The following is a 20989-nucleotide window of genomic DNA, read 5'->3' as shown; positions in this document are numbered from 1 at the left end:
GATCGAATACTTCTTCGGTCCCCGACTGTGAGTCGAAGTTCCACTTGGCGAGCTGACGTTGGAAACGCGCTACCTGGCGGCTGGTGTCATCCGCCGGATGGTCTCGCCCTCCGGTCGCGATGGCGTCGTATGTCGAGCCGCCCCCATGTGGCGCCGGGGTGGCTCCCGTGGCCGCCGCGCACGGGGCGGCCAGAAGTGCCCCCGCGGCGACGGCGAGGGCTGCGGGATATCGGCGCAGAAGGAATCGTGCCATGGCACATCCATACACGGACGACACATCCATCCTGTCCGACCAGGCCGAAGTCGTTCAACGGCTTCACCCATCCGGAATATCGAGACTGTGCGCGCCGGGTGTGTCACGCACGCAGGCCGGCACGGCTGATGACCATAATTCCCTCGGGGGCGTCTCGTGGAGAAAGGTGATCTGTGCAGCCGCCTCATCGTGTGCGTCTCATCCGGCGCGTCGCAATGCCCGTGCTCATCCCGGCACTGGTGCTCGCCTCGCTGTCACTGTGCGCAGCGCCTGCCGATGCTCGCACCCGCCCCGATCCGGTCGTCAAGGCGCTGGCCCGCGCTGCGCACCCGCTGTCCACCACCGAGCCCGTCGACGGGATGGCCGACCTCGAGCCGTTGGGCCGCGAGATCGGCGGCTCCGTGATCGTGGGTGTGGGCGAGGCCACGCACGGCTCGCACCAGTTCTTCACGCTGCAGGACCGCATCTTCCGCTACCTGGTGGCGAACAAGCGCTTCACGTCCTTCGCGCGGGAGGCGGGCTGGAACGCCGGGCTGCGCATCAACGCATGGTTGCTCACCGGCCGCGGGGACATCCGCCAGATCATGCGGGAAGTCTTCCAGTCCGCCGACCGCCTCTGGAACAACCAGGAGTATCTGGAGCTGTTCGAGTGGATGCGGGCCTACAACCTGCGGCATGCCGAGAAAGTCCAGTTCACGGGGGATGACATCTACCCCGTCGAGCCCGAAATCTACACCCGAGTGCTCGCCTATGCGGCCGACGACTGTCCGGCGCTGTACCCGGCGATCGCCTACCTGTACCGCGGGCACCCGACCGGCAGCGTGCTCGATGCCACCCACGAGTTCCGCAATCTGCCTCAGGACCAGCGCTTGGACTTCGCAGGGCGCGCTGAGCAGGCGTACGAACTTCTGAAGACCTGTCATCCCAGTCCGGACCGCACGCGCTTCGAGTGGCGCGTGCAGGACGCCCATGTCATCGCCCAGAACACCCGGTACCTGTCCTACGACTCCGAGACCCAACTCCCGCAGCAGGATCTCTACCGCGATGCCCAGATGGCCGCCAACCTGACCTGGTGGCACGAGCACACGGGCGGCAAGACGATGCTGGCCGCGCAGGACGATCACGTCGCTCTGGTCACCGACGACCCGGACTACCCGCGGACGGAGGGCTCGTTCCTGCGCGAGCAGTTCGGCAGGGGGTACCTCAGCATCCGAACGAGCTTCGGGGGCGGTTCCTTCGTCGCCTTCGTCAATACCAGCGAGTTCCCGCCGCCGGTGCAGGTGTTCCCCGTGGGCCCGCCGGACCCCGACTCCAACGAGTACACGCTGGACAAGGTGAGCTGTGGCGACTACTTCATGGATCTGCGGAGCGTCCGCCCACCGGCCAGCCAGTGGTTGACCGTGGCCCGGCCCACCTTCGACATCGGGTCCGTGGGGCCCGCGTACACGTCTGACGCCGCGCTGGGCCCGAGCTCCGACGTGCTGTTCTACCTTCACCACGTCGACGCGGCGCATCTGCTGCCCGCATGAGCGTAGATCTTCGAACACTTCCCGGCCGACACTGAAGGACGTCGCATGCGCCGATCGAGGCTGTCCACCGCGGTCCTCGCTGGACTCGTCTTCGTACTCAGCGTGGGGCCGCACGTCGCCCCGGCCCCAGCCGCCGAGCGCCACGGCCGTGGCCTGCTCGATGTCCTTGAGGGCGCCGTCGAGCAGGGCTCGCCGGGCGCGCTCGCGCAGTCGCGCGTCGGGCGTTGCGTGTGCGACCTGGCGGCCGGCGTCGCCGACGTCCGAACCGGTCGATCACCGCGCGCGCCGATGCGGCTGCGCATCGGCAGCGTCACCAAGACGTTCGTGGCGACCGCCGTCCTTCAACTGGTCGCCGACCACCGCCTCGGGCTGGAGGACACGGTGGAGAGGGTCCTTCCCGGCGTCGTCGACCGCAACGGCAACGATGGCTCGGCGATCACGATGCGCATGCTGCTCAACCACACCAGCGGCCTGTACGAGTACACCGAAGACCCCCGGATCGAGCAGATCGCGACGCAGGACCCGGCGCACTGCTTCACCCTGCGCGAACTGGTCGACGCCGCGATCGACCACCGGCCCGAGTTCGCCCCCGGCGCCTCCTGGGCGTACTCGAACACCAACTATTCGCTGCTGGCCATGGTCATCGAGAAGATCACCGGCCGGTCCTACGGCGACTGGATCACCAGCACGATCCTGCGCCCCCTGGGGCTGGCCGCCACGGACTTCCCCGGCTGTTCCGCCGTTCTGCCCAGCCCGCGCCTGCACGGCTACACCAAGCCCGACCCGGCCGGCACGCAGATCAGCGACGTGACCGACTACAACCCCTCCTTCGCCGCGGGCAACGGCGACATGATCTCCACCGTCGGAGACCTCGACCGCTTCGACTCCGCCCTGCTGCGCGGTCGGCTGGTGCCGGACGGGCTGCTTCGCATGATGCTGTCCCCGACCCCGGGTTCCTTCCCCACCACCGACGTGTTCCGCTATGGCCTCGGTGTGGTGATCGCACGAACCTCTTGCGGTGTGACCGTCTACGGCAATTCAGGCTTGATCCAGGGCTACGAGACGTGGATGAGCAGCACTCGCGACGGCCGCCACACCATGTCCTTCGCCTTGAACAACGATTGGACCGACCCGACCGAAACCATCATTCAGGCGATCTCCGCGGAGTTCTGTGCTCGCTGAGCCGGCCGAGGACGTCGTGGCCGGCGCCGGGTCAGCCCGTGGGCGGCGGCTCCGTACGGCCGTCGTCGACGTGGGCTCGGCGGCGGGCCTCGCCCAGGGCCCGCTCGAAATCCTCGCGAGCCCTGCGCTGGATGTCCTCGCTGCCGTAAAGGAGCGCGGCCGCCTCCTCGGAAGTGGGAGGAACGGGAGGCGGCCCCTGATCGGTCAGCCGGTCGAAGAGCCACTGGCACGCCCCGTCTTGGTGGGCGAACCGCGCCAGCACCTTCTTGCTGCCACGCTCGTGGACTCCCACGACCCACACTCCCGCGCGCTCTTCGAGGAAGTAGCGGTCGGCCGGGTAGGGGCCGTGAGAACAGCCGGGGATCTCGTAATACATGTCCGGGATCCCGGCCGCCCGAAGGGCCTCACAGAGCTGGAACCGGTCCATGGAGCCAGTTTCCCACCGCCGAGGCCGAGCGCGGCCTCGGCGGTGTCGTGTCGTAACCGGGCTGTGCACCTATCTCACTTTGCCGGCGAGTTCTCCTTCTGCGGCGCGGCCTCCTGAGCAGGTACAGGTACCTGGAGACGCACCAGGCTGCCGTTGGACACCAGGCTTCCCACGGTGACGTTGGTGGGGAGCGTCGGGCAGACCTTGCTCGACGTGACGTACTGCATCCCTCCGCCCGGCTGCTCGAACGCCGGAGCGGCAGGGCCCGCGCACACGGTGACGTCCTTGGCCACCCGGTACAGGTGGTAGTTGTACGGGTAGCGGGGGTCGTTGGTGTTGAGGTTGGCCGGCGGGATCGCCCGCTGTCCGAACTTCGTGCCCGCCGGAGACAGGAACGTTCCCGACTCGTTGCCGAACCGGTCGACCATCAGGTTCTGTCCCGCGGGGAGCACCATCGGCACCGCGATCGGCTGGCCCAGGGCGTCGTGCGCGAAGCCGTCGTCCTTCGGGTAGTCCCAGCCGCCTTGGCCCGAATCGGCGGCGGGAAGCCACCACGCGTTCAGGAACTGAACGGCTGTGAGGCCCCCGAGCCGGTTGTAGCCCTCAAGGATGTTCCCCAGAACCCCGCGATTCGGCAGCCGCTTGGGGCCGAGCCGCCAGTCGCCGCAAAAGAAATACGGCTGGTAGACCTTGGGAATGGGGTACGGCACCAAACCCTCGCACACGCGAGGCTGCCCGGACCCGCCGTACGTGTCTGGTCGCGCCGACGGCTCCGCCGCCTGCGCCCCCGGCCCGGCCCACAGGACGTGCCCGGAAACCTCCGGAACCTGCCCGGCCACGGTGGCAGCCGACGAGGCGGAAGCACCTGTGAGCAGGGAACCGGCCAGTCCGGCCGCGGCGATGAACCCGGCACACCATCGAGACGATCTCACCGAACCTCCTTGATGATCTAGATGACGAGATCACTGAAGCCGGAGGAGGTGAGGAAGGGCGGGTAGACATGCCGGACGTAGGTCCGAACGGGTTCAGAGAAGAACCTAGTCAGAGTACACATTCGGCCGCGCCGAAGGCGACGGCTACCGCACCTGCGATAGGACGCCCGAATTTCTCGTCAGGTCACGGACGGCTGCCGTGATCGGGGCGGGAACTCTTTCCCAGTCGACGTCGACGAAGCGTGCGCGGAGCCGGGCGGCCGTAGCGGGGTCGGGCGCGTAACGGCGCAGCACCGGGTAGTCGATGCCCCGCGCCAGGCATTGATCCACCGCGGTGACAACTTCCTGATGAGAAGGCACGCATTCCCAGGCCACCTGAGACGAGTCCATGAGCGATGCCCACACCGGGAGGTTCCGCGGATCCGCCAACAGGCTTTCCCTCACGCCCAGCAATCGGCGCGCGTAGTCCTCGCCGAGGAAAGCGGACGTCATGAGGTAGCAGAAGCAGCACTTGGGGCAGTGGCCGCACCAAGGTTTTCCGTAGTTGCACGAGTGGGTTCGCTGAAGAAGATCCGGGCGGGTGGCGACTAGGCGATATATGGCGTGGTCATAGAGGCCACGTAAGGTGGAATCGAACCCCTTGAACCAGTTGCATCCGGTGAGCTCCGAGAACAGGTGCGCTGATATCGCCTGATATTCCTTGCTCTTGCACCACTGATGGCTGATTTGCTCGCCGTGCCACGTCACGTGCGAATCATCCGCGGATCGTTCGATGTTGAACCAGACGCGATCGTAGCCGCCATGAAGGATGATCGGCATGTAGCCGACGTAGTTGGCGGTGTGACCGACCGCGAAATCGGTCAGATAGTGATCCACCTTCACGCCGGCGTCGGCGAAGACCGAGGCCGGCCTGCGGTAGAAGTCGTCGTGGACGTACACGCGGACCACGTTGGTGTGGTGCGTCGCCGCACTGGTCCTCAGGTCGTCCAGCAGGCGCCGCTGGAGTTCATGGTCGCCGCCGACCGGCAGATAGCCTTCGTAGACGTCGTGATCGATTCCACTCCCGTTGAGGATCAGCATTCCGGCCAGGCTGTCCTTGCCGCCGCCGTTGGCCAGCAGGGCGCGGCTTCCGGTGCGCGGAGTGGCGCCCCCTCCGGGCAGCTCTTCCGCCCACGGAGGCGTGGGCGAGAGCAATTCCGGCATTCTGCCGTGGTAGCGGATGCCGTTGCGGTAGCGCCACTCACCGAACTGGCTCAGGAAGCACCGGCGCCATATCGCGCTGACCGTGGCATCGCAGGGCAGCCCGGGCGGCAGCACCAGGCGCTCGCCGCCCAGGGCGAGAAACCGCATGGCGTCCCAGGCGATCAGCGCACTGACCAGTCGCAAGGCGTTCTTGCCCACGGGGAGGACGGTGAATACATCGGACCACCCGGGGATCGACATATAGGAGATGCTGGACGAAAAAGTCAGATCTCCGACGTCCACCCGATAGTGCAGGCTGGCCGGTCCGTCATCGAGTACGAATTCACGCACGACGACATCGAATTCTGGTCGAGCGGTGAGGGGACTGCCGGGAGCGGAAGGAGATGAATAGTGTTCCTCGGCCATGAATGTGCTCCTCAAGGCGAGGTGGCGTCCTTGGGGCGTCTGCGGTCCAGGCTGGAAACCGGGCCTTCGCTATAAGATCACGATAGTCCCGGTGCGGGAGATGTGCCGACCGGTCAAGGCTGAGCAGGCGTTCTGGCTGCTTCCCGGCATCGCCGCCTCATCTTTGCGGAAGTTCCTCTCGTGGCGGCGGAGCGCCTCGCCGGCGATCATTCGCCGGAGGCGCCGCTCAGTGCTCTTACAGCCGCCGTCACGGTGGGGTGGATGCGTCCCGGGCTGAGGGTGGCGTGGAGCGGGTGCCGGGACAATGAGCGCGCCGGCCGGGCTCGGACGCGGGCCAGGTGCAGTTCGAGGCCACGGTGGTCGAGGTCGGCGGACAGGTCCGCGAGGGTGTCCAGGACCGGCACGCCGAGGCGGTACGTGGCCGTCAGGTCCACCACGATCGCACGCGGCGCGGCGTCCGTGTCCAGGGCCAGGCGTTTGACCGCGCTGCGGATCCGGCTGGCGTTGCCGAAGAAGAGTTCGCCGTCCGGCCGCAGGACGAGGATTCCCGGATGAGGCACAGCGTCCCGGTGTTCTTGGCGATCGCCCCAGATGTCGGTGCCGGGCAGCCGGCCGAGCGTGGCGACTCGAATCGTGCTGGCGTGGGCGATGAAGAGCAGCAGGGACAGCACGACCGCGAGCAGCAGGCCCGGCAGCAGGTCGACGACCAGTACGCCGATCAGGGCGGTCAACGCGACCCACAGGCTCGGCCTGTCGTCGGCGGCATAGCGGCGCAGCTCGGCGACGCGCAGGAACCCCCGCACCGCGATGATGACGATGGCCCCGAGGACTGCCTCGGGCAGGGGGGTGAACAGCGAGGTCAGGAAGGCCCCCGTGAGCACGACGAGGATCGCGGCTCCCAGAGAGACCATCGGGCTCCGCCCCCCGGCGCCTTCGGCGGCCGCACTGCGCGAGGCGCTGCCGGAGACGGCGAAGCTGCGGAAGAAGCCGACGGCGAGGTTGGCCGAGCCGACCGCGATCATTTCGCGATCGGCGTTCAGCTCGTCTCCATGGATGCGAGCGAAGCGTTCGGAGATGCTGTAGGACTCGGCGAACGCCACGAGGGCGACCCCGAGTGCGCCGCCGGCGAGCTTGGCCCAGTCGGCCTCCGGGATACCCGGCAGATGCGGGATCGGAACGGCCGACGGAACTTTGCCGACGGTCTGCACGCCGTGCGCTTTCAGGTCCAGGGACTGGGAGACGATCAGGCCGGCTGCCAGAACGATCAGCGACGCGGGGAGACGCGGCAGGTAGCGTTCGAGCACCAGCAGCCCCGCCAGGGCCGCGACTCCGACGGCGACGGTGGTCCACGACCACTCCCCGGCCTGGCTCAGCAGCTTGGCCAGTCGCTGGAAGAAGTCGCCGTCTCCGCTGGAGACACCGAGGATCTTCCCGGCCTGCCGGACCATGATGGTCAGAGCCATGCCGAACAGGAACCCGACGAGGACCGGCTCGGCCAGGAAGTTGGTCACGAAGCCCAGCCGCGCCACTCCCGCCGCGATCAGCACCGCCCCCACCAGGACCGCCAGCGCGGTCGACAATCCGATCTCGACCTGCGGATCCCTGCTGACACCGGAGACCGTCGAAGCCGACAACACCGCCGCGGCCGACGTCGCGCCCACGACGAGGAACCGGGACCCTCCGATCAACGCGTAGACCACGAGGGCCACCGGTGCGCCGTAGAAGGCGTTCTGGGGAGGCACGCCTGCGATCTCCGCGTACGCCACGGACTCCGGCACGATCAAGGTCCAGACGGTCAGAGCCCCGAGCAGGTCACCGCGGAGCATCGCCTTCTGGTAACCCCGCGCCCATCCGGCGATCAGGTGCTGCGGGGCGAGTGTCATATAGGCAGTTTCAAGCGGCGCTGGTCGCGGCGCATGTCAGAACGCCTCCGCACCGCTGACAACGAGCACCCGCAGCGCGTGCGGGCATATAAACGTTCGATCGTCGAGCCCGGCCCGGCATGGCGCCGTCCGTCACGGCGTGACGATCGGGAAGTTCGGGTCGAAGTCGTCGAGGAGCCCGGCGAGTCTCTTCAGGGCCGTTTCGTCTCCGGCCAGGGTGATCTTCTCGGCCCCGGCCAGCTGGTCGGCGGCGGCGGGTTTCAGCAGCACTACCGCGATGGCCGCCTTCGGCCCGGAGACCGTGAGCTGGGGGTCGCCGGAGGCGCCGCGGCGGGCGTTGAGGACGCCGCGGCGGATCCGCATCGACCAGGTCTCGTCTCCGACGTCCGTGAAGCACAGGTCGATCCTCAGGTCGGCGTCGGCTGCCTTGTCGCCGGCGATGTGGATGGCGACGACTGGGCCGCGGCCTCGACCGAGGTCATGCAGTCGATGACGACCAGCCCGTCCGGGCCCTCGACGACGGTGAGGTTGGCGATGTCGGTGTTGCGCACCTGATAGATGCCGTCGACGACCTTGAACAGCCCGCCCTTCGTGATCAGCTGCGACTGCCGCCACAGACTCGGCTCGACGGTGTCCGGCGCCGGGGCGTCGTCGGCGATGTAGTCGAACACCGCGGGATCGAAGATCACCCGGCCCTCGGCGTCGTGCAGCTTCTCTGTGAAGGGCGCGATCAGGCCCTTGTCCGTCGCGGCGAAGTCCCGCCGGTCGTCCATGGCGTAGCGAGCGACCGCCTCACGGTTGGCGGCGACGGTCTGCGGCGTTGCGGGCTTCGGTTGATAAGCCATGGTCGTGCCTCCGGTGACCCGATGGGCGAATCGGCCCGGTTGCGGAACGCGGCCGGGCCCTGCCTGGGGCTCAGCATTTCCAGACACCGCCGCGGCGGCAACGTCGACCATCTATTCGGAGGAATCGCCCGCGGAGGCGGTCCTGGACGGCCTGCTAGGAGCTCAGCACACCGATCGCGTCACCGATCAGCTTCACGCCGATCAGGAGACAGAGGACAGCCATGATGACGGCGTTGTTATGGGCCATCCAGTCCTTCAGGCCGCCGAGCACATGGGGGGCCCGGTCGCCGAGGGCGAAGTAGATCACTACGGGCGCGGCCACGCCGATCGTGGCGATGACGGCGAACACGGTGTAGGCGACGGCCTGCTGACCACCGGGGATGCTGGTCTGCGCGATACTCGTCGCGGCTGCCACGGCGAGCAGCAGGTTCTTGGGGTTCACCGCGGCCAGGGCCGCGGCCAGCGCCAGGGCGCGAACCGGGCTGATCCGTTCCACCGCCGCCAGCCATTTGGGCATGTCCGGACTCTCGCCTTTCTTCGGCCGGCCGCGGAACTGCCTGAATCCGGCCCTCAGCACGAGGAGGCCGAGCACGACGTCGAGCCAGCCCACCCACGTGGCCGGGGTTCCCGCCTCGCCCGCCGATGCCGAGCCCGCGACGAGCAGGACGATCGTGCCGACGACGGCCAGGCCGATCAACCAGCCCAGGACGAACACCAGCCCGTTGACGCGGGCCCTCTCACTGGTGAGCATGAGCACGACGGCGATGATCGGCAGCGGGCTGAGAGCGACACCGATCGCGAGGCTGATCGTGCTCCCGATCGCCTGACCCATCTGGCCTCCTGTGATACGGCGACGCGCCGTCCGCTGTGGTCTACAGCCCACGATGTCGGACTTCGGGGCGAACGGATATCAGGCCGGGCCATCAGAGTGGGTCACGGGGGACGTCTCAGCGCTCAGCGGCCCTCGGCACGAACTCCAGCGGGGCGACCGCCGGGATGAGCGGCTCGCGCCGGACGCTGGCCTGGAAGTCGGCCAGGACCTGGTTGATGTGGGTCATGACCCAGGTGTGCAGCCACGGCAGGTCGTACGGCTCGCGTTCCTGGGGATCGGTCACCAGGTTGATCAGGTGCGGGGTGGCGAGGTCGGTGACCGCGTCGGTCAGGTGCACCTGATTCTTCATGATCATCTTGAAGTTCCTCCACTTGACGCCGTACAGCTCCGGCCCCATCCAGTACGGGTACGCCTCGCGCGCCGATTCCGGCGCGGCCCCGGTCAGCCAGGGCAGCTGGTTCACGCCGTCGATGATCCGGTCGTCGGGCGCGGGGACTCCGGCGGCGGCGAGCATCGTGGTGTACCAGTCGGTGACGTGCATGATCTCGTCGCTGACCGCGCCCGCCTGGACGCGGCCGGGCCAGCGGGCGATGCACGGTGTGCGCAGGTTGCCCTCGCCGCCTGCGAAGTACGAGCCCTCCCAGTAGCCGGGGGTGCCGCGCCAGTTCAGCACCTCCTCCGGGCCGTTGTCTCCGGCGAAGACCACGAGCGTGTCCTCCGAGACGCCGAGATCGTCGAGGAGGTCCAGCAGCCGCCCGAAGTCGGCGTCGAGCTCGAGCAGCGCGTCGGCCCACGGCCCGTTGCCGCTTCGGCCTGCGAACTCCTCCCGCGGGATCACCGGTAGGTGCATCATCGAATGGTTGAAGTACACGAACACCGGCGTGCCGGCCTCGGCCCCGGCCCGGATGAACTGCTCGGCCCGGTCGAGGTAGTCCAGATCGCAGTCGCGGCGCACGTCCAGGGTGAGCTGCTCGCCCTCGGTGACGTCGGTGTCCCCGGCCTTCGCCGTGACCATCCGGGACACCGGGTCGCGGCCCGGCCGGTACCAGGGGTCCTCCGGCCACAGCGACTCGTCGTAGGTGCGCGGCGGCCCGGACCACTCGGCGAAGCCGTGATCCGTCGGCCAGCGTCCCGGGCCCTCGCCGACATGCCACTTGCCGTACACGGCACAGGCGTACCCGGCGTCCGTCAGCACGTCGCCCAGCGTCTTCTCCCACGCCACCAGGCCCCAGCCGGTCGCGGCGCCCACGGGGGCGGTGTGCGTCCCGGAGCGGATCGAGAACCGGCCGGTCAGCAGCGCCGAACGGGTCGGTGTGCACTGTGCCTCGGGCGCGTAGTTGGTCAGCCGGAAGCCCTCGGCGGCGAACGCGTCGATGCGGCGGGTCCACGCCCCGCGAAACGGTCCGCCGCTGTAGCAGCTCACCTCGCCGAACCCGAGGTTGTCCACGTGGAAGAACAAGATGTTCGGACGGGCCGCCCCTGCCCGCTCGTCCGTCGGCACCTCTGCCATGTCCGTACCTTCCGTGGCTCGCCCGCCGGCCACCCGTCGCATGGGCTCACTCCATGCGACCACGGGTACTGAGCCGTGTCGCGCGGTCCGTGCCAGGGCTGCTGCCCTAGAGTGATCACACGGCTGGCGAACCGACCGGACGCAGCCCGCCCCCGGACCGTAAGGGAGCCTTCCGCCGTGAGCGTCACCGCGACGCGCGTGCCGCTGCCGGGCGGCGTGTTCACGTTCGGCTCCGACGATTTCTACCGCGATGAGCGGCCCGCCCGCCCGGCCTCCGTCGGCGCGTTCGCCCTCGATCGGCATCCGGTGACCAACGCCCAGTTCGCGGCTTTCGTCGACGCCACCGGGTATCTCACCACCGCGGAACGTCCGCTGACTCCGTCGCAGTTCCCGGACCTCGCCGACGAGGACCGCGAGCCGGGCTCGCTGGTGTTCACCGGCACCGCGGGGCCGGTGCCCCTGACCGACTCCCGCCGCTGGTGGTCCTGGGTTCCGGGAGCCAACTGGCACCGCCCGCGCGGACCCGGCTCGTCGCTGGACGGCCTCGAGAAGCATCCCGCGGTCCACGTCAGCTTCAACGACGCCACCGCCTACGCCATCTGGGCCGGCGGCCGCCTGCCCACCGAGGCCGAGTGGGAGTACGCCGCCCGCGGGGGCCGACCCCCGACCACCTATGCCTGGGGTGACGAGCGCAACCCCGGTGGCCGAGTCATGGCCAACACGTGGCAAGGCGCCTTTCCGTACCGCAACGACGGTGCTGCGGGCTGGAAGGGGACGTCCCCGGTCACCGCCTTCCCGCCCAACCCCTTCGGCCTGCTGGACATGATCGGCAACGTCTGGGAATGGACTGCCGACGACTATCGTCGGCCCGATCCGACCGGTGCCCGGCCCTGCTGCGCACCCGCAGCTCCGGCAGGCCACTGCGACACTCGACGCGTGCTCAAAGGCGGCTCCCACCTGTGCGCTGCGGAATACTGCCTGCGGTACCGCCCCGCGGCACGGTCACCACAAGACCCCGACTCCTCCGCGAGTCACATCGGCTTCCGCGTCGCCTACGACATCCAGGACCGGACGACCCGGTCGGCGGGGCGACCGGGACAGACCGCGCCGCGATCGCATCAAGACCCCGAACTCATCCAGCCCGGTGAAGCTCGTGGTGAAAGACGGAGGATGCCCGGAAGAAGTCGACGATCGCTGGGGTGATCGTGGCTGCGGCGGGGTTGTGCGGCCGGTCGGGCAGTGCGAGCCGTTGGCCGTCGGGGAGAGCGGAGACCATGGCGTCGACGGCGGCTGTCGCCCAGTCGGTCGTCAGGGCCTCGACGACCAGCACCGGGATCTCGACTCTCTTGAGGGTCTTGAAGAGCTGGGCGAGGTCCACGAGCAGCGCGGCCAGGTCGGTGCTGTGTGCCGCTTCCCAGAAGGGAGCGGTTTTCAGCTGTGCGACGAATTCGGCGCTCAGGCCGATGCCCGCGGTGAGGAACAGCTCGACCACGGCATCCATGCGGCCGTCGGAACGTCCTGCTTCCCGCCGGTTGATGAGGGTGGGGGACTGGGTGTTCCGAGTGTCGGGAGTATAGGGCGGCTCCCATAGCACCAGGCGGGTGAAGGGGATCCCGCGTGCGGCCGCCTCCAAGGCGATACGGGCACCGGCCGCTGCCCCGAAGGCCATGGCCTTTCCTCCAGCCGCCTCGACGAGTGCAGCGATGTCGTCGTATTCGCCCTCTGACGCGCAGTGGCCGACCCGTTTGCCGTCAGAGCCGCGCTGCCGGTGATGATAGACAGTGAAGTGCTCGGCGAGTTGATCGGGAAGGTCGTCCCGGAGGCCGGCGGAATGGGCCTCGATCAGGAGAACCGCGGGTCCGGTTCCCCGGCACTCGTAGGGGATGCGTGTCCCGTCAGCAGAAGGGAGATGCATGGAGAGTGCTTGTCCAGATGCCACATCGATGTCCTCGCCTGTCTCGTGGTCGTGAAGCCATCGTGGACGATCGGCAGTTGGCACTGCCAACGGTTTCATCCCCTGCTTAAAAGGCCTGGTAACCGTGCCGAGCCGACGTGGCCTTGACCGGTCCCGAGCGCTGCCCGGATCATCAGAACCGTGCTGCGGATCCGGTTCACCGATGAAGATCTGGCTCGAACCCGGCTCGCCGAAGGACCCGACCTCGGTATGGAGTTGTCGCTGAGCGTTGATGTGCTTCACCGCCGCTCGCGCGATCTGCGCTACCGCGGTTGGCGTGAGGGTCTGGATCCCAGGTGGCGTTCGGCCGCTTTTCCCCTCCTCGGCTTCTGTGGCCCCCGGTACGCCACCGACATGTTCGATGATGTGGTCACTCCGGATCCGGACCTGACTGCCGAGAACCTCTTGCGGTTCCCCCGTGATCTGCGACGAGGGTCGTTGCGGGAACTCGTGGCGGTCCGACGCCCCACGATGCTCGTCGAGCGGCTCGCCGCCGATGACCCGGAAGCGCTGCGAAGGCTGGCCGAAGTCGTCCGTGCTTATCAGAACTCAGTGATTCGGCCGGTGTGGGAGCAGGTCCGTGCGGTGATCGAGGCCGACCGGGCCAGGAGGATGCGGGCGTTGGCGTCCGGAGGAGTCGAGCAGCTGCTCAGCACGTTGCACCCGGCGGTGAGTTGGCGGGCGCCGGTCCTTCAGGTCGCTTCCCTCAGTGGTATCGACTCGGACGTCAGGCTGAAGGGCACCGGTCTGGTTCTGCAGCCGGCAATCTTTGCGATGAAACATCCGTTGTTCGCCTCGTACTGGCGTTTCGAAGACAGCCCGACCCTGGTGTTCCCGGCATGTGGCGACGGCATGGTCCTGGGCGCCAGGGAGCCTCGTTCGCTCACCAGAATCACGGCACTCCTGGGCCGTGGACGCGCCGCGACGCTGGAGACGATCGCCCAGCAGGAGGGCCTGACCACCGGGGAGATCGCACGGCGCCTGGGAACGTCCGCCGCCGCCGCCAGCCAGCACACGGCGGTATTGCGAGACGCCGGCCTCATCGCGACGCGGCGCAACGGAAGCAGTGTCCTGCACACCATCACGCCGCTGGGACAGGCGCTGTTGGGGCAGTGACGATGCACCGCACGACCTTGTGGACACTTCGGTTGTCGCGCACTCATCGACAACCGACCACGGTCACAACCACCCGCGCTTCGCGGCCATGATCCCCGCCTCGAAGCGGCTTTCCGCATCCAGGCGTTCCATGAGCTCCGCCATGATGCGGCGGACGGTCCGCCCGGAGACGCCGAGGCGCTTGGCGGCGGCATCGTCGGTACTGCCGGCGGCGAGCATCTGCAGGAGGGCGCGCTCCATGCTGGTCAAGCCGGTGGCGTTCTCCATCGGCCGCGGCTCGGCCAGTGGTGTCGCGGCCGCCCACGTCTGCTCGAACAACGTGATCAGCTGGTGCACCAACCCCGGATTGGTCGTGTGGACGCGTCCGGCCCACGGGTCGTCCGGATCCAGGGGGAGAGCGGCCGCCGAGCGGTCGACGATGAGCAGACGCTGGGCCAGCACCGGCGTGGTGCGCACCTGCGCGCCGTTCTCGGTCAGCCACTGCCCGTAGGCCAGTGTCGGCGGATGGTTCCGGATCGCATCCTGATACACGATCCGGCAGTTCACGCCGCGGCCCAGGATGACGGCGTCCGCCGTCTTCGCCGCTTCGAGCGTCTCCGCCGGCACGGCGGACCCGGGGATCAGCGACAGCACCTCGGTGCCGGCACCGGCCACCATGGCGTCCAGCCGGTCCTGGATCGCGTCGAGATTCGTGAGGTGCTCGGTGTCGCCCGAACCGATTTCGGCCGCCTGCCGCTCCGTGCGTTCGACGACTATGCGTTCCGCCGCGGCGCGGGTCTGCTCGATCGCCCAGCCGCGCGTCGCGAGCTCTTCCTCCTGGCGGCGGATCAGCAACTGGAGCCCGACCTCGGGCGGTACCGGGACGAGCCTGTCGGGCTGCTCGCGGGACTGCCGCAGCAGGGCCAGTTTCGCCAGTTGGTCCAAGGCCGTCCGGACCTGGGACTCCTCCACCCCGAGGATGGAGACCAGTGAGTCGACCCCAGCTTCGGGGTCGCCCAGCATCGCGGTGTAGACGGCCTGCGCGACGGCGTCCAGCCCAAGCGTTTCCATATCCAGTGCACCCCCGTGAGAACCACCTGCCCCGTACTGGAATCGACCATGGCACGTGTATGCGTGCCCTGCAATAGCCTCCGGAGGCTTCCGGGCGCGTGCCGGACCTGCGGCTTCGTCGTCACAAAGCGGCCAGGCCGCCGGTGGACAGGCCGGAAGCCTTCCCCGGCCGCCGCGCCGCGGCCACACTCGAACTCATCAGGCCGGGACGCCCGGCACATCGGGTGAGCAGCATCGATGCCCGCGACACCCGACTGGATGATCTTCCTCTTCCTCTGCCGATCGGAGCTACTTCCATGTCCAAAACCGTCCGCGCCCTGGCCCTCGCCGCCCTGCTGACCGTCCCCGTGCTCGCGAGTGCCACGGCGCATCCGCAGGCCGTCGCGGCCAAGGACCGGGTCGTCTCCGCTCCCTGCATGGCCTGCGCGAGCTGACGCCGTGAACCTCGTCCTGATCACGCTGACCGCCCCGGACGGCGTGATCACCGCGACCGAGATCGACGCGCAGATGCTCACCGACATCCTGTGGGCCAACGTCGTCGCGGGCGACCGCATCGAGCACATCAGCGTCCAGGCCGGCATGTGCCAGAACTCTTACACGGCGGCACTGTTCCTGTTGCCCGCATGCCCCGGCCGGCACGTCTCGGGCAAGGCGCTCGCCGAGACCGCGGCCCGCGTGTGCCGGACGGCGATCGCCACCTCGCCGACCCTCAACGGCTGGACCGCCAGCGCTGACCTCGTCGGCCTGCTGTCCGGCGACTGAGCCCGTCTATATCAGCCATCTACAACAACCATCGATCACCCAGGAAAGGGACGCCACCATGTCTTCCAAGCCGTCTTCCAAGACCATCGGAAAGCGCACCACCCGCATCGCCATGACGCTGGGCGCCGCCGCCCTCGCCATCGCCGGAACGGCCCTGCCGGCCCACGCCACCTACGGCCCCGTCACGGATCCGACGTCGACCGGCACCATGGGACCCGGTTTCGGGGCCCACATCACCCGCGACCAGGTCCTCGCCCGGGCCAAGGAGTGGCTCACCGCGGACGGCGGCAGCGGCGTCGCCTACAGCGAGAGCGCGGCCTGGAAGGACGGCGCGACCGGCGGCCCGTACCGCACCGACTGCTCCGGGTTCGTCTCGATGGCCTGGGCACTGGACCAGAGCCGGGTCACCCAGACCCTGCCGGAGGTCGCCACGCAGTTGGGCAGCCTGGACGATCTCAAGCCCGGCGACATGATCGACCACACCTCGACCCACGTCGTGCTGTTCGAGAGCTGGACCGACAGCAGCCACACCGTCGCGAACATCATCGAGGAGCCGCACTCGGGAGAGACCGCCAAGGAGACCACGTTCACCCGCGACTACCTGACCTCCAACGACTTCCTCCCGTTCCGCTACAACAACATCGTCGACTCGTCGTCCGGTGACGTGTGGGAGCGGGTGCGGACCGCGGACGGGAGCTGGGCCTCGTCCGCGACCAAGGTCGACGCGAACACGTCGATCACCTCAGAGTCCCTGGCCACGCTCCCGGATGGTACGGCGCACCTGTTCACCGTGGTCCCCGGCTCCGGGGTCTGGGAGCGGGTGCGCGCGGCGAACGGCACCTGGCAGGGCAGCGCGACGCAGGTCGCCACCAACGGCGCCATCACCGCGGTGACCGTCGTCGGCCTGCCGGACGGCAGCATCCAGCTCGCGGATCTCATCCCGGGCTCGGGTGTGTGGCTGCGTACGAAACTGGCGAACGGCTCCTGGTCGAGCACCGCGACCAAGATCGACGCCAACGGCTCGATCTCGGGGCTGGCCTCGGCCGTCCTCCCCGACGGCTCCGTGCATCTGTTCACCGTCGTGCCCGGCGCCGGGGACTGGGAGCGGGTGCGCAGCGCGAACGGCACGTGGGCCGGCAGCGCCACCCAGGTGTCCACCAACGGCAGCATCACCGCGGTGACCGCAGCCGGCCTGCCGAACGGCACCGTCCAGCTCGAAGCGCTCATCCCGGGCTCCGGCGTGTGGCAGCGCACCAGCGCCGCCAACGGGACGTGGCCGAACAACGTCACCCAGATCTCCACCACCGGCTCGATCTCCGCCATCGGCTCGGCCGCTCTGCCGGACGGCACCACCCACCTGTTCACCGTGGTGCCCGGCGCGGGGGTCTGGGACCGCATCCGGGCGGCCGACGGCACCTGGGCCGCAGACGCCGCCCAGATCGCGACCAACGGTTCCATCTTCGCCGTCGCCGCCGCCGGGCTGCCCAACGGTGTCCTGGACCTCACCGACCTCGTCTAAGAGCCCTGTCGTTCCAGGGAGCCGGCCCATCGCGGCCGGCTCCTGTCATCCCAACCGATTCATCGCATCTGCAGGAGATCCCATGCCTTCCATCGCCGGCGTCATACGCCAGCCGAAGCGAGCGTTCGCCGTCGCGGCCGCCGCGACCGCGTTGCTCAGCTCCTCGCTCACATCCGCACAAGCCGGTGCCACAGCAACGCCGACTCGGACGGTGACGTATCAGGGATATCGGTTCACTGTTCCCCAGGACTGGAACGTCGTGGACCTGGCCGCCCATCCCGGCCAGTGCGTTCGCTTCGATCAGCACGCCCTCTACCTCGGTACCCCGTCGCCGGACCAGAACTGTCCCGCCGGGCTGATCGGCCGGACCGAGGCGATGCTGGTTCAGCCCGCGCAGAGCAGCCCAGGGGAGCGGGGGACCGTGCTCAACTCCGTCAGCCACGAGTACACCGCCACCGCCGAGGGGATTCGCGTGACGGCGACCTACGCCGGCGCTGCGGGTCTCGTCCGCTCCATCCTCGGCCGGGCCGGTCTGCCGACTGGCGCGCCTACCGCCCGGACTACAGCTGCGATGGATGCTTCCACTGCCGCTTCCACTGCGGCTTCCAACACCGCGTCCACCGCCGCCACCCTCTCCGCGGCCGCGACGAACTACACCGGAAAAGCCTTCGACGCCTGCACCGCGCCCTCCTCCAGTGCGATGAGCACGTGGATGGCGTCCTCCCCGTACGGCGCCGTGGGCATCTATTTCGGCGGCGACAAGCGAGCCTGCGCCCAGCCCAACCTGACGGCCTCCTGGGTCCAGCAACAGGCCACCGCTGGGTGGCGGTTCATACCGCTCTACGTGGGCCCGCAAGCAGGTGAGATCAGCTCCCCGAGCAGCGAGGGCACCGCCTGCGCCGACGACGCGGTCGCCCAGGCGTCAAGCCTCGGATTCGGGCCGGGCTCGGTGCTGTACTACGACATGGAGAGCTACAGCTCGGGGACCTCCACCGTCCTCACCTTCCTGTCAGCTTGGACGGCAGAGCTGCACGCCAAGGGCTACAAGTCCGCCGTCTACAGCAGCTCCTCGACCGGTATCGCCGACGTGGTCAACAGTGTCGGCTCCGGCTACCACCTTCCGGACGTGCTGTACTTCGCCCGCTGGAACGGCACGGCCGACACCGACGACCCGGTCATCCCGAGCTCGGAGTGGGCCGGCCACCAGCGGGTCCACCAGTACAGCGGCACCCACACCGAGACCTGGGGCGGCACGTCCCTCGGCATCGATTCGGACTACATGGACGTCTCGGTAGCCTCCTCGAGCGGTTCCTCCGGCGATGTGTGGGAGCGGGTGCGGACCGCGGACGGGAGCTGGGCCTCGTCCGCGACCAAGGTCGACGCGAACACGTCGATCACTGCCGAGGCCTCAGCCGTGCTGCCGGATGGCACGGTGCACCTGTTCACCGTGGTCCCCGGCTCCGGGGTCTGGGAGCGGGTGCGCGCGGCGAACGGCACCTGGCAGGGCAGTGCGACGCAGGTCGCCACCAACGGCGCCATCACCGCGGTGACCGTCGTCGGCCTGCCGGACGGCAGCATCCAGCTCGCGGATCTCATCCCGGGCTCGGGTGTGTGGCTGCGTACGAAACTGGCGAACGGCTCCTGGTCGAGTACCGCGACCAAGATCGACGCCAACGGCTCGATCTCGGGGCTGGCCTCGGCCGTCCTCCCCGACGGCTCCGTGCATCTGTTCACCGTCGTCCCCGGCGCCGGCGACTGGGAGCGAGTGCGCTCCGCGGACGGCACCTGGGCCACCAGTGCCACGCAGGTCTCGACCAACGGCAGCATCACCGCCGTCACGGCGGTCGGCCTACCCGACGGCACCCTTCAGCTTGAGGCCCTCATCCCGGGGTCGGGGGTCTGGCAGCGCACCCGCGCCGCGAACGGAACCTGGCCCAACAACGTCACCCAGATAGCCACCACGGGTTCGATCTCCGCGATCGGTTCCGCCGCACTCCCGGACGGCACGGTGCACCTGTTCACCGTCGTACCCGACGCGGGAGTCTGGGACCGGCTGCGCTCGGCGAACGGTACGTGGGCGGCCAACGCCGCGCAGATCGCCACCAATGGTTCGATCTTCGCCGTCGCGGCGGTCGGACTGCCCGACGGCACTCTGGATCTCACGAACCTCGTCTGAAGTACCGGGAGTCGAGGACTTCGGGCGTATGCGGGGTACGGGCGCAGGCTGGAGAAGTCAGCGCTGAAAGCGGTGGCCGCCGGGGTCGTGGCGGCCACCGCTGGATCGTCCCTGGCGCCGCCGGGTGCCGGCGTCAGGGGCTGATCTCCTTCGTCAGGCGCTGATCTCCTTCTTGGAACCGGCGGTGATTTCGATCTTGCGGGGCTTGGCCTTCTCGGCGATGGGGATGCGCAGGGTGAGAACGCCGGCGTCGTAGTCGGCCTTGACGTTCTCGGAGTCCAGGGTGTCGCCGAGGAACAGCTGGCGGGAGAACGCGCCCAGGGGCCGCTCGGAGATCTCGGTCTTGGCCGTGCCGGGGGCGGTGGGGCGGCGCTCGGCCTTGACGGTCAGTACGTTGCGCTCGATGTCGACGTCGATCGCGTCCAGGGACACGCCGGGCAGGTCGAAGCAGACCACGAACTCGCTGTCCTCGCGCCAGGCGTCCAGGGGCATCGGGTTCGGGCGGGACCAGGTGCCCGCGGCGGTGGTCCCGAGAAGCTGGCTGGCGATGCGGTCCAGGTCACGGAACGGGTCGGTGCGCATCAACATGGGGGTCACCTCCAGGTGTGTGTCCGAGTCGGGGTCGACTCGCTGACGACTCAGGTATAACATGTCGTCGGAGCGACGACAAGCGAAGACGTCGCCGAAAGGATGACGTCAATGGGACACGCGGAGAACCACCCGGACCCGGTGGCCGCGGGCGGGTTCGACACCGGCGCGGCCCTGGGCCAGATCACGCGGGCGATGCACGCGGTGCACACGCCGGACGGCGCGTCCGGTGCCGCCCCGGCGGCGCTGAGCGCGAACCAGGTGCTGGCCGCGCTGACGCTGCTGCGCGAGCTGCGCACGCGGATAGCCGGCTGGGAGCCGGAGCTGATCGAGGCGGCTCGTGCGCTGGGCACCAGCTGGGCCGACCTGGCCCCGGCCCTGGGCGTGGCCAGCAGGCAGGCCGCCGAGCGCCGCTATCTGCGGCTCCGGCCCTCGCCGGACGACACGGTCAGCACCGGTGACCAGCGGGTCGCCGCCGAGCGGGACAAACGGGCCGGTGACAAGGCGGTGGCGACGTGGGCCCGGGACAACGCCGGGGATCTGCGGCAGCTGGCCGGGCAGATCGGGGCGCTGGGGGACCTCGGCGCCGGGGCCGATGCCGACCTGGCCGCGCTGCGCCGGGCCCTGGGCGGCGACGACGCCGCCGACCTGCTGGGGCCGCTCGCCGACACCCGTTCCCATCTCACGGCGGGCCACCCTGGTCTCGCGGAGCAGATCGGCGATGTGAGCCGTAGGACCGCTGAGGTGCGCGCCGCCTCCGACCGGGCGCGCCGGCCGGTCCAGCCCTGAGGAAGCCCGACAGACAAGACCGACCGAAGCCCGA

Annotated in this window: 20 protein-coding genes; 9 read left to right on the top strand and 11 right to left on the bottom strand. The window is 68.9% G+C overall.

Features of this window, described 5'->3' with window-relative positions; all coding sequences use genetic code 11:
• The first annotated feature begins 468 nt into the window (after positions 1-468).
• Positions 469-1782, top strand: coding sequence for an erythromycin esterase family protein (locus ABD466_RS16670; RefSeq protein ID WP_344657967.1), 1314 nt, complete (start codon positions 469-471; stop codon positions 1780-1782).
• 45 nt (positions 1783-1827) lie between these two features.
• A complete protein-coding gene (locus tag ABD466_RS16665; protein WP_344657966.1) occupies positions 1828-2964 on the top strand; it encodes a serine hydrolase domain-containing protein in 1137 nt (378 codons plus the stop codon).
• A gap of 31 nt (positions 2965-2995) precedes the next feature.
• Here the strand turns inward: ABD466_RS16665 and ABD466_RS16660 are convergent, their stop codons facing one another.
• From ABD466_RS16660 to ABD466_RS16625, 8 genes are all read right to left on the bottom strand, one after another.
• Positions 2996-3391 (bottom strand): hypothetical protein, encoded by a 396-nt coding sequence (locus ABD466_RS16660; RefSeq protein WP_344657965.1) that lies wholly within the window; start codon positions 3389-3391, stop codon positions 2996-2998.
• A 74-nt stretch (positions 3392-3465) separates the two neighbouring features.
• Entirely contained in the window at positions 3466-4323 is an 858-nt protein-coding gene (locus tag ABD466_RS16655) for a TNT domain-containing protein (RefSeq protein ID WP_344657964.1), read from the bottom strand.
• 144 nt (positions 4324-4467) lie between these two features.
• Positions 4468-5931 carry a MurL-like N-terminal domain-containing gene (locus ABD466_RS16650; protein WP_344657963.1) on the bottom strand — a complete coding sequence of 488 codons (1464 nt, stop codon included), beginning with the start codon at positions 5929-5931 and terminating at the stop codon, positions 4468-4470.
• A gap of 206 nt (positions 5932-6137) precedes the next feature.
• Positions 6138-7814 carry a SulP family inorganic anion transporter gene (locus ABD466_RS16645; RefSeq protein ID WP_344657962.1) on the bottom strand — a complete coding sequence of 559 codons (1677 nt, stop codon included), beginning with the start codon at positions 7812-7814 and terminating at the stop codon, positions 6138-6140.
• A 132-nt stretch (positions 7815-7946) separates the two neighbouring features.
• Positions 7947-8213: an alkyl sulfatase C-terminal domain-containing protein gene (locus ABD466_RS16640; RefSeq protein WP_344658056.1), complete on the bottom strand. Its 267-nt coding sequence runs from the start codon at positions 8211-8213 to the stop codon at positions 7947-7949.
• Between the two features lie 8 nt (positions 8214-8221).
• On the bottom strand, positions 8222-8659 hold the full coding sequence (locus tag ABD466_RS16635; protein WP_344657961.1) for a hypothetical protein: 438 nt from the start codon (positions 8657-8659) through the stop codon (positions 8222-8224).
• Between the two features lie 154 nt (positions 8660-8813).
• Positions 8814-9491, bottom strand: a complete 678-nt coding sequence (locus tag ABD466_RS16630) for a GAP family protein (RefSeq protein WP_344657960.1) — start codon at positions 9489-9491, stop codon at positions 8814-8816.
• Between the two features lie 115 nt (positions 9492-9606).
• A complete protein-coding gene (locus tag ABD466_RS16625; protein ID WP_344657959.1) occupies positions 9607-11001 on the bottom strand; it encodes a sulfatase-like hydrolase/transferase in 1395 nt (464 codons plus the stop codon).
• A gap of 177 nt (positions 11002-11178) precedes the next feature.
• On the opposite strand from ABD466_RS16625, the gene ABD466_RS16620 reads away from it, so the two are divergent.
• Positions 11179-12204, top strand: coding sequence for a formylglycine-generating enzyme family protein (locus tag ABD466_RS16620; RefSeq protein ID WP_344657958.1), 1026 nt, complete (start codon positions 11179-11181; stop codon positions 12202-12204).
• On the opposite strand, the gene ABD466_RS16615 is transcribed toward ABD466_RS16620, so the two are convergent.
• Entirely contained in the window at positions 12134-12916 is a 783-nt protein-coding gene (locus ABD466_RS16615; RefSeq protein WP_344657957.1) for a hypothetical protein, read from the bottom strand. The genes ABD466_RS16620 and ABD466_RS16615 overlap by 71 nt on opposite strands.
• 180 nt (positions 12917-13096) lie before the next feature.
• Here ABD466_RS16615 and ABD466_RS16610 point away from each other — a divergent pair, with 180 nt between their 5' ends.
• Positions 13097-14071 (top strand): ArsR/SmtB family transcription factor, encoded by a 975-nt coding sequence (locus ABD466_RS16610; protein WP_344657956.1) that lies wholly within the window; start codon positions 13097-13099, stop codon positions 14069-14071.
• A gap of 63 nt (positions 14072-14134) precedes the next feature.
• On the opposite strand, the gene ABD466_RS16605 is transcribed toward ABD466_RS16610, so the two are convergent.
• On the bottom strand, positions 14135-15121 hold the full coding sequence (locus ABD466_RS16605) for a LuxR C-terminal-related transcriptional regulator (protein ID WP_344657955.1): 987 nt from the start codon (positions 15119-15121) through the stop codon (positions 14135-14137).
• 296 nt (positions 15122-15417) lie between these two features.
• Between ABD466_RS16605 and ABD466_RS16600 the strand changes: the two genes are divergently transcribed.
• The 4 genes from ABD466_RS16600 (at position 15418) to ABD466_RS16585 (ending at position 19578) form a co-directional block, all read left to right on the top strand.
• Entirely contained in the window at positions 15418-15555 is a 138-nt protein-coding gene (locus ABD466_RS16600; RefSeq protein ID WP_344657954.1) for a hypothetical protein, read from the top strand.
• Positions 15556-15559: 4 nt separating this feature from the next.
• Positions 15560-15883: a hypothetical protein gene (locus ABD466_RS16595; RefSeq protein ID WP_344657953.1), complete on the top strand. Its 324-nt coding sequence runs from the start codon at positions 15560-15562 to the stop codon at positions 15881-15883.
• Positions 15884-15941: 58 nt separating this feature from the next.
• Complete coding sequence (locus tag ABD466_RS16590; RefSeq protein WP_344657952.1) at positions 15942-17402, top strand: NlpC/P60 family protein; 1461 nt, start codon at positions 15942-15944, stop codon at positions 17400-17402.
• Positions 17403-17484: 82 nt separating this feature from the next.
• Entirely contained in the window at positions 17485-19578 is a 2094-nt protein-coding gene (locus ABD466_RS16585) for a glycoside hydrolase domain-containing protein (RefSeq protein ID WP_344657951.1), read from the top strand.
• A gap of 153 nt (positions 19579-19731) precedes the next feature.
• Here ABD466_RS16585 and ABD466_RS16580 read toward each other — a convergent pair whose 3' ends face one another.
• Positions 19732-20166 (bottom strand): Hsp20/alpha crystallin family protein, encoded by a 435-nt coding sequence (locus tag ABD466_RS16580; RefSeq protein WP_344657950.1) that lies wholly within the window; start codon positions 20164-20166, stop codon positions 19732-19734.
• A gap of 111 nt (positions 20167-20277) precedes the next feature.
• Between ABD466_RS16580 and ABD466_RS16575 the strand changes: the two genes are divergently transcribed.
• Positions 20278-20955 (top strand): HSP18 transcriptional regulator, encoded by a 678-nt coding sequence (locus ABD466_RS16575; protein ID WP_344657949.1) that lies wholly within the window; start codon positions 20278-20280, stop codon positions 20953-20955.
• The last annotated feature ends 34 nt before the right edge of the window (positions 20956-20989 follow it).

The sequence above is a fragment of the Catenulispora subtropica genome (genome assembly GCF_039531675.1).
Taxonomy (GTDB): Bacteria; Actinomycetota; Actinomycetes; order Streptomycetales; family Catenulisporaceae; genus Catenulispora; species Catenulispora subtropica.
The sequence above is the reverse complement of the archived record's forward strand: the minus strand, read 5'-3'. Positions and strand labels throughout refer to the sequence as shown.